8 protein-coding genes are annotated in these 8,749 nt (G+C 40.6%); 7 read left to right on the top strand and 1 reads right to left on the bottom strand.

The annotated features are described in order from the left end of the window. The first annotated feature begins 267 nt into the window (after positions 1–267). The 7 genes from HYS07_07870 (at position 268) to HYS07_07840 (ending at position 8,200) form a co-directional block, all read left to right on the top strand. Positions 268–1,662 carry a putative DNA binding domain-containing protein gene (locus tag HYS07_07870; GenBank protein ID MBI1871092.1) on the top strand — a complete coding sequence of 465 codons (1,395 nt, stop codon included), beginning with the start codon at positions 268–270 and terminating at the stop codon, positions 1,660–1,662. Between the two features lie 183 nt (positions 1,663–1,845). Beyond that, positions 1,846–2,676, top strand: a complete 831-nt coding sequence (locus HYS07_07865) for a carbohydrate ABC transporter permease (protein ID MBI1871091.1) — start codon at positions 1,846–1,848, stop codon at positions 2,674–2,676. A 39-nt stretch (positions 2,677–2,715) separates the two neighbouring features. Then, positions 2,716–3,495, top strand: a complete 780-nt coding sequence (locus HYS07_07860; GenBank protein ID MBI1871090.1) for a ParA family protein — start codon at positions 2,716–2,718, stop codon at positions 3,493–3,495. Further along, entirely contained in the window at positions 3,467–5,302 is a 1,836-nt protein-coding gene (gene pilM / locus HYS07_07855) for a pilus assembly protein PilM (protein ID MBI1871089.1), read from the top strand. Before HYS07_07860 ends, pilM begins: the two co-directional genes overlap by 29 nt. Continuing rightward, on the top strand, positions 5,295–5,840 hold the full coding sequence (gene pilO / locus HYS07_07850; GenBank protein ID MBI1871088.1) for a type 4a pilus biogenesis protein PilO: 546 nt from the start codon (positions 5,295–5,297) through the stop codon (positions 5,838–5,840). Before pilM ends, pilO begins: the two co-directional genes overlap by 8 nt. Continuing rightward, on the top strand, positions 5,833–6,282 hold the full coding sequence (locus tag HYS07_07845) for a hypothetical protein (GenBank protein ID MBI1871087.1): 450 nt from the start codon (positions 5,833–5,835) through the stop codon (positions 6,280–6,282). The genes pilO and HYS07_07845 overlap by 8 nt, the downstream gene beginning before the upstream one ends. A gap of 202 nt (positions 6,283–6,484) precedes the next feature. After that, the gene (locus tag HYS07_07840; protein ID MBI1871086.1) at positions 6,485–8,200 is read left to right on the top strand and encodes a hypothetical protein; all 1,716 of its coding nucleotides are present in this window, start codon (positions 6,485–6,487) and stop codon (positions 8,198–8,200) included. A 42-nt stretch (positions 8,201–8,242) separates the two neighbouring features. Here the strand turns inward: HYS07_07840 and HYS07_07835 are convergent, their stop codons facing one another. Continuing rightward, positions 8,243–8,611 (bottom strand): response regulator, encoded by a 369-nt coding sequence (locus HYS07_07835; GenBank protein ID MBI1871085.1) that lies wholly within the window; start codon positions 8,609–8,611, stop codon positions 8,243–8,245. Between the last annotated feature and the right edge of the window lie 138 nt (positions 8,612–8,749).

Raw genomic sequence — 8,749 nt, 5'->3', positions numbered from 1 at the left:
TTTGGTATGCTAAGGATAAAATTGCCAAGCTGAAGAACCTGAATCAGGTGTTGTAAAGAGTGGTAAAATTTTCTCGCGACCACATTTATTCTAAACCACATCCTGCGTGAAAAATGACTTCTTCACGCAGGATCTAAGTAATCATATTATGAAAAGCCTTGTCTATTTTGAAGATGCAGAATCAGATGAAACGCCGCAGATGTTGAAAAAAGTGGAGTGGATAGAAATAAAGAGATATTTCGAAAAAGAAGTCAGGAAACTTGCGAAATGAATACAGATGAAAAGATAAAGCCAATCATGACTCAACAAGAATTGGATTTCATATTGCAAGAAGGCGAAGGCTTTAAGATAGAATTTAAAGAAGGGATAGGCGGTATAGATAGGGATATGACTGCTTTTGCGAATGCCGAAGGCGGAAGGATATTGATTGGCGTAGACGATACTAAAACGATAAAAGGTGTTAAGTTTACCAATAGATTGAAAGCCCAGATTAATGATGTCGCTAAAAATTGCGATCCTTCGGTGAAAATAGAGATCAGTCATTTTGAAGATATTGTCATCATTGAAGTTCCGGTATCCGAAAATAAACCACATAAGTGTTCAGGAGGATTTTATTTAAGGGAAGACAGTGTTTCACAAAAAATGAGCAGGGATGAACTGGTGGATTTTATCTTTGATCAGGGTCGCAAAAAATTCGATTCTTTAATTTGCTGTAACTTTAATTTCAAAGACTTAGACGAAAATGTTCTTAAAGAATATCTTCAACGAGCTGAAGTGATTACCCAGGCATCTGTTTATGAAATATTGTTTAATTTGGGAGTCGGTGAAGCTAATAAAATAAACAATGCCGGAATCTTATTTTTTTCTAACTCGCCCAAGAGATACTTTATCCATGCCTACCTCACTTGTGCAAGATATTTAGGAATAGATAAAGTTGAGGTATTGGATCGGGCTGACTTTGAGGGAAATATTGTTTCTCAAGTTGATGAGGCCATAAAATTTATTAGAAGAAATACGCGGCTTTCTTATAAAATTAGAGATATTAAAAGAGAAGAAATACCAGAGTACCCTATTGAAGCCCTTCGAGAGGCTGTCATCAATGCAGTCATGCATCGTGATTATTTTGAGACTGGCTCAAATGTCCAGGTTGATATTTTTGACGACAGGATTGAAATATCCAACATAGGTTCTTTAATAAAACCTCTGACTAAAGAAAAATTGGGCCGACTCGCCGTAAGAAGAAATCCCCTGATTGCCGATCTTTTTCATCGTATTGGGTATGTTGAGAAGATAGGCACAGGCCTAAGGCGGATCAAGGAAGAATGCAAGAAGTACGGGACAGAATTAGATATAGAAACCAATGGTTATTTTATTATTACCTTTAAACACTTAGTCTTAGCTGGTATCCAGAAAAGTTCCCGGAAAAGTTCCCAGAAAAGTTCCCAGAAAAGTTCCCAGAAAAGTTCCCAGAAAAGTTCCCAGAAAATTTTGGATTTGATTTCTCAAAACACAAAAATAACCATAGAAGAAATGGCTCATACACTCAAGATGAGCGATAGGGCGGTTAAGAAAAATATCCAGAAGCTCAAAGGAGACGGTTTATTAAAGAGAATAGGCCCTGACAAAGGCGGGCATTGGTCTTTACTAGAGATTCAAGAATAGCGTGCATTCTAGATCAACCATTCTAGTCTAACGACTTTTGATTCTATCAAAAGATTGAATAATTTTAGATATGAAGTATTATTAGATAAAATGACATCCTTAAAAGTTCGTAAGGATATAACAACCTGGAAGGCTAGAGGTTAAGGAATGGAAAATCAGGGGAGATAAGATAAGGATTTTTAGATGAAAAAAATTAAAGATTTATTAAATTCCATGGGGCTTCATGGCATTATTTTCTTTTTATTCTTACTGACGTTAATGCCTTTTTTGTGGATGGTTTCCACTTCACTTAAACCGGAAGAAGGAATTTTTACTCTTCCACCCCAGTGGATTCCCAGGCCCATCACATTTGCCTATTACAAAGAGCTTTTTGAAAAAGTACGGTTTGCTGTTTTTTTTGGTAACAGCGTTTTTGTTGCTCTTTCCCTCACCCTCCTTAATTTGATGTTAAATTCCTTGGCAGCTTTTGCCTTTGCCAAACATAAATTTCCAGGCCGAGAAAAAATCTTTAGGCTTCTTTTATTGATGATGATGGTTCCCGGGCAGGTCTGTATGATGCCTGTCTTTTTAATTCTAAAATCGATGCATCTTTTAAATACCTTTACAGGTTTGATTTTACCTGGTTCTACATCTGTCTTTGGCATTTTTCTCATGCGCCAGTTTATGAAAGGGATTCCCAATGAAATTTTGGAGAGCGCTCGAATGGATGGTTGCGGGGAATTAAAAATTCTTTGGAGTATTGTTCTTCCTCTGTGTCGGCCCGCTTTGGCCACTCTTACCATTTTTACCTTTATGGGGGCCTGGAATGAATTTCTCTGGCCGCTGATTATTATGACGAAAGAATCCAAATACACGCTTCCCGTTGCCCTCGCTAATTTAAATGGTCAGCATAATACCGAGTGGGGACTTTTAATGGCAGGATCAGTGATTGTGATTTTACCTATTCTTGTTCTCTTTATTATCATGCAAAAAGATTTTGTGAAGAGCATGGTTTTAAGTGGCGTGAAGGGGTGAAATAAATGGGGGTAAAGTAAGCGGACGGGGGAACGCAAAATGTCGATCATTGCCATAGCCAATCAAAAAGGCGGTTGTGGGAAAACGACCACAGCCATTAATTTATCAGCTTATCTTGCATCAAGAGGGATGAAAACCCTTTTGGTTGATTTAGATCCTCAAGGTCATGCAACCCTTGGCTTGGGAGTCCGTCCAGATCGTTTAGAGAAGACAATTTACGATGTTCTCACCGCTAGAACCAACCTATCGGGCGTGATCCTTCAAACCCCTGTTTCAGGATTAGACCTTGCCCCTTCTAATATTCTCTTAAGTGGGGCGGATATTGACTTGGTAAATGTGATTGGCCGGGAAAATGTTTTGAGAGATTATTTGCTTCCTTTAACTGCCTCTTACGAATATATCATCATTGATTGCTCCCCCTCTTTGAGTATTTTAACAGTGAATGCACTCACCGCCGCAGATTCCGTATTGATTCCCATTCAAACTCATTATTATGCGATGGAGGGGATGAAACAGCTTTTCTCGACGATTGATCTTGTGAAGAAACGATTGAATCAGCATCTTTCTATTTTGGGAATTTTACCCACCCTTTATGATTCAAGAACAAATATTGCTAAAGAAGTTCTGGAAGGCATACGATCCTTTTTTAAGGAAAAAGTTTTCCAAACGGTGATTCATGTCAATACGAGATTAACTGAGGCGCCGAGTGCTGGGGAGGCGATTATCACCTATGATCCGAAGTCGACAGGGGCAAGGGATTATTCACAATTGGCCGAAGAGGTACTTTTACTTGAGCAAAAAAAAGTCGGGATTATCTAAAGAGATTTCTTCTATTTTCGAGGGAATGGGTCCTCTTCCAGAAAGAGGAGTATCTGGAGTTTCTGAAAAATCCCCTTCCGGGAGAAACCACCTCATCCCTCTTGAAAAAAGTTTCGTTTATTTTGCAGAGTCCAGGGGGGCATGGGCAAGCCCTTATCAAGCGATACTGGAAATAGGTTTTTCATCTTTAAAGTGGATTTGTTTAGAGGATGTTAAGGAAAATCCTCGCGTCGTTGGAATGGCCTACCTCCCTTTTTCTGAAATGTCTTTGAGTTCCAAGAACTTAAAGGACATTGAAAATTTCCTTCAGCAAGTTAAGAAAAAAGCCAGAGGCATTCGCTCCCTTCGAGTATTTATTGGGGAACCCTTTCTTTCTTTTCACTTCTTACCCATTTCTAAAATGAATCGTCGTTATATGAAAGAGGTTGTTATCAATGAGCTGATGCGGCGTAGTCCAAACTGGCAATTGCAGGAGTCGTTCGCTGATTTTTTCATTTCAAAGGAACCTTCTCGAGAAAAAATAGGGCATTTGCATGTGACAGCTGCTTGTGTGAAAAAAAATGAACTTGAGAAATGGACTGCAGTCATTCAAAGGGCCGGATGGGCAATTAAAGCGGTAGAAGGGCTTCCTTTTGCTTTTGAGCCTTTGGTGAGGGAAATAGGCGGGGGAGGGGCTGAGGATGTTACAGCTTTAATCAATATGGAAACCTCTTTGACTTCGCTTTCTTTTTTTCGATCAGGGGTTTTAGAATATGAGCGCTTGATTCCAGTCTCTCTTCAAGATTTTTCGGAAGCTTTAGAAAGACCTCTGATTGGAGTTGAGGGGAGATTGCAGTTGACGACAGAAGAAGCCCAGACTCTTCTATGGACTTCTGGAATCCCGGTGGGAGAAGGGGAGCTCCAGATGGAGACTTCTCAGGGAAAAAAAATATCCTCAACACAAGTCACGGGTTTGATACGGCCCGTTCTTGAAAAATTTGTTCAGGAATTAGATCGATCCATTCGTTTTTATTTGAGGACCTATCAGCTTGCTTCATGCCAAAAGATTTTCCTAACCGGGCGTGGAGCCCTTCTTCCTCAGTTCATAGCTTCTCTTAAAAATGATTTGAAATTTGAGAAGATGGAGTTCTTAAGACCTTTTGATGCTTTAAAACTCGATGAGAATGTCACGGATCTTGATCAAATCAATGCAATTTTTAGGATGGCTTTAGGAGGGGCTCTCCTCAAAGAAAAGAAATTGGATCTTCGTCCTCTTCCTTTAAAGCAAGACCAGCATTGGAATCGTTTTCAGCGGATGTTTACCATTTTAAGTATTTTTCTTTTGGCCCTCATTTCCATTCTGATTTTTTTTGATCATTCCAAACTCAAAAACCGTGAGAAATGGTTTGACCGGACTTATGGAAATTTTCTAAAGGCCAAAAGCACTTTTGATCGAATCGAAACCTTGCAGATGGGACAGGAAAAATTAAAAAGGATGTCAGAAGACTACGAACAGGCAGTGGGCCGTTTCCCTGCCTGGGAATATCTTTTGAAGGAGTTATCTCTGGCGATTCATGAAGAGGTGATCCTGGCTCAGCTTAAAATCGCGAAGGATAAAGAACAGTGGGTGTTTTTGATGAAAGGACATATCCTTTCTGGAACAAGTTCTCTGGAAGGGGCTCTTTCAGAGTTTTTGATTCGTCTGGGAGAGGCCAAATCATTGACCGAGGTGAATCTTCTTTCCTCTCAGCGTCGAGGGACTCCTCCCCATCAAGACCTTGAATTTGAAATTAAATGCAAGGCGAGAGAGAGGGTGAAACATGCTTAAGAGGGCAGGTTTTTTTATAGGGTGGATTCTTTTTTTAGGAGGGGTTTTTTATTTTATTTATCTTCCTCAACAACATCGCCTTTCAATGAAAATAGATGGGGAGAAAAAAATAATTGATCGAATGGAAAAACTAAGTAAGGGGGCCGAAGGGGTATGGGATGTCGAAGGAGAAATTGAAAAAAATCAGAATGAGATTCGTAAATATGAAGGCAAGTTTCCAACAGAAGGGGATATGCCGCATGTCATTCAAAAATTGTCGGAGCTCTTTTCTTCAAGTCAATTGACAGTGGTTTCCCTTCTTCCCAAAGGGGTTGTTTCGGTGAACGGAGGGGAGAGTGATATCGTCAAAAATATTCTTTCAGTGGAACTGATGGGCCGGTTTCAAGATTTTGGAAATATGATTCATGGCTTAGAATTTCATACGCTTGCCTTGACGGTTGAGTCTGTTGAGATTGATAAAGTTGAAGAGAAGAGCAATCAAATCAAAATCAAAATGGAAATGGGAATTTTTATAAAAAAACAGAGGTTAGATGTCTAAGAAAGTATCTGTGGAATTTGGAATTGTGATTTTATTAGGTTTAATCTTGACTATTCTCCTTGTCAAATCCATTCTATTTCGTCATCCGGCCACTTTTGTTAATCCCTCCAAGGTTGAGGATACTGGTCTCACAGGAAGAGAGCCGCTTCCCTTGGTTTTATCTGAGAAAGAGGAGGTCAAATTAGGTTGGGGGATGGATCCCTTTAGAAATCCAGAGTCGCCCATCCGAGAAGAGAAGGCAGGCTCTACAGAAGCCCGAAATTTAAGTTTATCGGGGGTTTCTTGGTATCAAGATCGGGGGGCCGCCATTATCAATAATCAAATTGTACATGAAGGGGACCGGATTGGAGATTTTACGGTTCAGTATATTCTGAAAGATCATGTTTTGCTTCAAAAAGGGGACCAAACTATAGAACTGCGTTCACAAGGAGATCGGAAATGATCCCACCACCTGTCGATCCTCTGCAGGAGGATTCTCAAACAAGGAAAATTATGGAGTATGAAAAGCATATGTTGGCAAACTTAGTAAGAATTGGCTCTTTATCCCACCACCTCTTGTATTGCCAAAGGCAGGTCCGCCTTTGGCGGACTGGCCCCAAGGGCCAACCAGAGGTGGTAGGATTGAGCCACAGGGAGGTGGTGGGATGAAAAAAATATTCATGGTTTTATGTATGATAGGGTGTTTAGGAATATCGATTTCTCTTTGCGATGAGGCTTCTTCAAAAAACTCGACACTCATCACGGTTGATTTTAAAGATGCCGAATTATCCAATGTGCTAAGGCTTTTATCCGATCAGTATCAAGTCAATATTGTGGCAGGAGAGACTGTGAAAGGGACCGTTACCGTTCGACTCAATGATGTGCCATTTGAGGCAGCCTTAGGCGCTATTTTAGGGGTCAATGGCTATGGGTTCTTGAGGCAAGGCAATATCTACCGTGTAGCGCTTCTCTCTGAAATTGCCGAGGGAGAGAAGGCAAAAGAGAGTTTGGCATCTTATGGGGAGCTGATCACCGATGTGATTGAACTTCGTTATCTGGATGCCCAGGATGCAAAAAAAGTTTTGGACAGCATGCTTTCTTCTCGAGGAAAATTAATGGTTTTGGAAAGAAGAACGATGCCAGGTTGGCAGATCAGTGGTATTTCAAGTGGTGTAAGCTCCTCTGGGGGTTCTTCAAATTCAAGTGGATCTGGGGGATCCAGTTATTCTAATTTGTTATCGGGTTCTTCTTCATCCTCTTCTTCAGCATCAGGTTTATTCGGGGCTCGTAAGACGGTTGACACTCCTTCTGAAAGATCTAAAACGCTATTGGTCATTGATACCCCGAGTCGTGTTCAAGGGATTAGGGATATCCTAAAAAAAATGGACCGGATGCCTAAGCAGGTGATGATTGATGCAATGGTGGTTGAGATTTCTTTGTCCAACGAAGAAAATTTAGGAATTAAATGGGAAAGTTTAGCGGGGTGGAAAATTAAAGTGGCACCCAGTCAAACACTCACGGATCAGTTTACAAAACTGAAAAGTTTTACCGATGATCTCAAGAGCACACTCGATCAGTCTAACGATGATACTCGCACGCGGACCATCAATAATCTGAGTGGCAATGCGAGTTCGGATACGACCACAAAAACGGGAACTTCCACGCTGAGTACAACCCAGACGAATGATGTTTCTCACAGTAAAACGAATACCTTTTCTAACCTTCGAACAGCCGTTCTTTCCGCAGATGAATTGGATATTGTCTTAAGTGCTTTATCGACCCGTGGAGATGTTGATGTGATTTCAAACCCAAATGTTTTAACCTTGGATAATCATGAGGCCACGATTTTAGTCGGGGAAAATTTTCCGATTTTTAGTACCTCTGTTTCCGATCAAGGAACTGTGACAGAATCCTTTGACTATTATCAACCTGTAGGAATCAGCTTAAGAGTGATCCCTCAAGTCGCGGTTCATCGACAGGTCAATATGCTCATTCATCCTTCGGTCAGTGAAATTGGGTCCTTTGTGACAGGAACCACAGGCTTAAAATATCCACGCATTAATATTCGTGAAGCGGACACTCAAGTTTTAGTTGAGGAGAAGCAGACCGTTGTGATTGGAGGATTGGTCACTTCCCATGATGAAGAGACGATTAACCGTGTTCCGCTGTTGGGCGATATTCCCCTTATAGGTCTTGCATTCCGTCATAAAAGTGTCGTGAAGAGGAAGGTGAATCTGATGGTTTTTGTGACTCCGAACATCATTGCACCGAGTGAGATTTCTGAAAGTGAAAATAAGATTTTTAAAAAATATTTGGAACTAAAAAAAGTTAAAGCCAACCGGCCCAAGAAACCAGGAAAATTCTTCTCTCCACCGCTTTAATAGCTAGAAGCTAGAAGCGAAAAGACCCCTTACAGCTTATGACTATTTTTTCAGAAGTTCTTCAATTTTAGCGAGTAGCTTTTCTCCATCAAAGGGCTTCAAGAGATAGCCATCCGCTCCTACATCTTTTCCTGTAGCAACATCACTTTCCTGGCCGAGGGCTGTTAATAAAATGATAGGAATAGATTTATATTTGTCGTCAAATTTTAATAATCGACAAACTTTATAACCGTCTATTTTGGGAAGCATAATATCGAGGAGAATAAGATCAGGACAATTTTCACGAGCCTTTTTTAATCCCGATTCTCCATCAAAGGCTGTTTCAGCTTCATACCCATGGCTTTCCAATCGCTTTTTTATAAGACCCGCCATCGTGACTTCATCTTCAATGATTAAAATACGAATAGCCATCGAGTAGAACTACCTCCTGTCCTTGTAGGGATCAGAAGGTAGAACCCTCACGGATCCCCGCATGCAGATTTCCCGCACGGGGCTCTTCAAGATTTGTTTCGGTTCAGAATATGACATAAGGGTTCCATCCTAATGATT

The sequence above is a fragment of the Chlamydiota bacterium genome, from assembly GCA_016178055.1.
Classification (GTDB): Bacteria; Auribacterota; JACPWU01; order JACPWU01; family JACPWU01; genus JACOUC01.
Note: the sequence above shows the minus strand (reverse complement) of the source record. Positions and strands in the feature narration are given on the sequence as shown.

Excerpts from the sequence above, each read along its gene's own strand:
- pilO (MBI1871088.1), top strand. The coding sequence starts at position 5,295 with ATGCTTAAGAGGGCAGGTTTTTTTATAGGGTGGATTCTTTTTTTAGGA.
- HYS07_07870 (MBI1871092.1), top strand. The coding sequence starts at position 268 with ATGAATACAGATGAAAAGATAAAGCCAATCATGACTCAACAAGAATTG.
- HYS07_07865 (MBI1871091.1), top strand. The coding sequence starts at position 1,846 with ATGAAAAAAATTAAAGATTTATTAAATTCCATGGGGCTTCATGGCATT.
- HYS07_07860 (MBI1871090.1), top strand. The coding sequence starts at position 2,716 with ATGTCGATCATTGCCATAGCCAATCAAAAAGGCGGTTGTGGGAAAACG.
- HYS07_07845 (MBI1871087.1), top strand. The coding sequence starts at position 5,833 with ATGTCTAAGAAAGTATCTGTGGAATTTGGAATTGTGATTTTATTAGGT.
- HYS07_07835 (MBI1871085.1), bottom strand. The coding sequence starts at position 8,611 with ATGGCTATTCGTATTTTAATCATTGAAGATGAAGTCACGATGGCGGGT.
- HYS07_07840 (MBI1871086.1), top strand. The coding sequence starts at position 6,485 with ATGAAAAAAATATTCATGGTTTTATGTATGATAGGGTGTTTAGGAATA.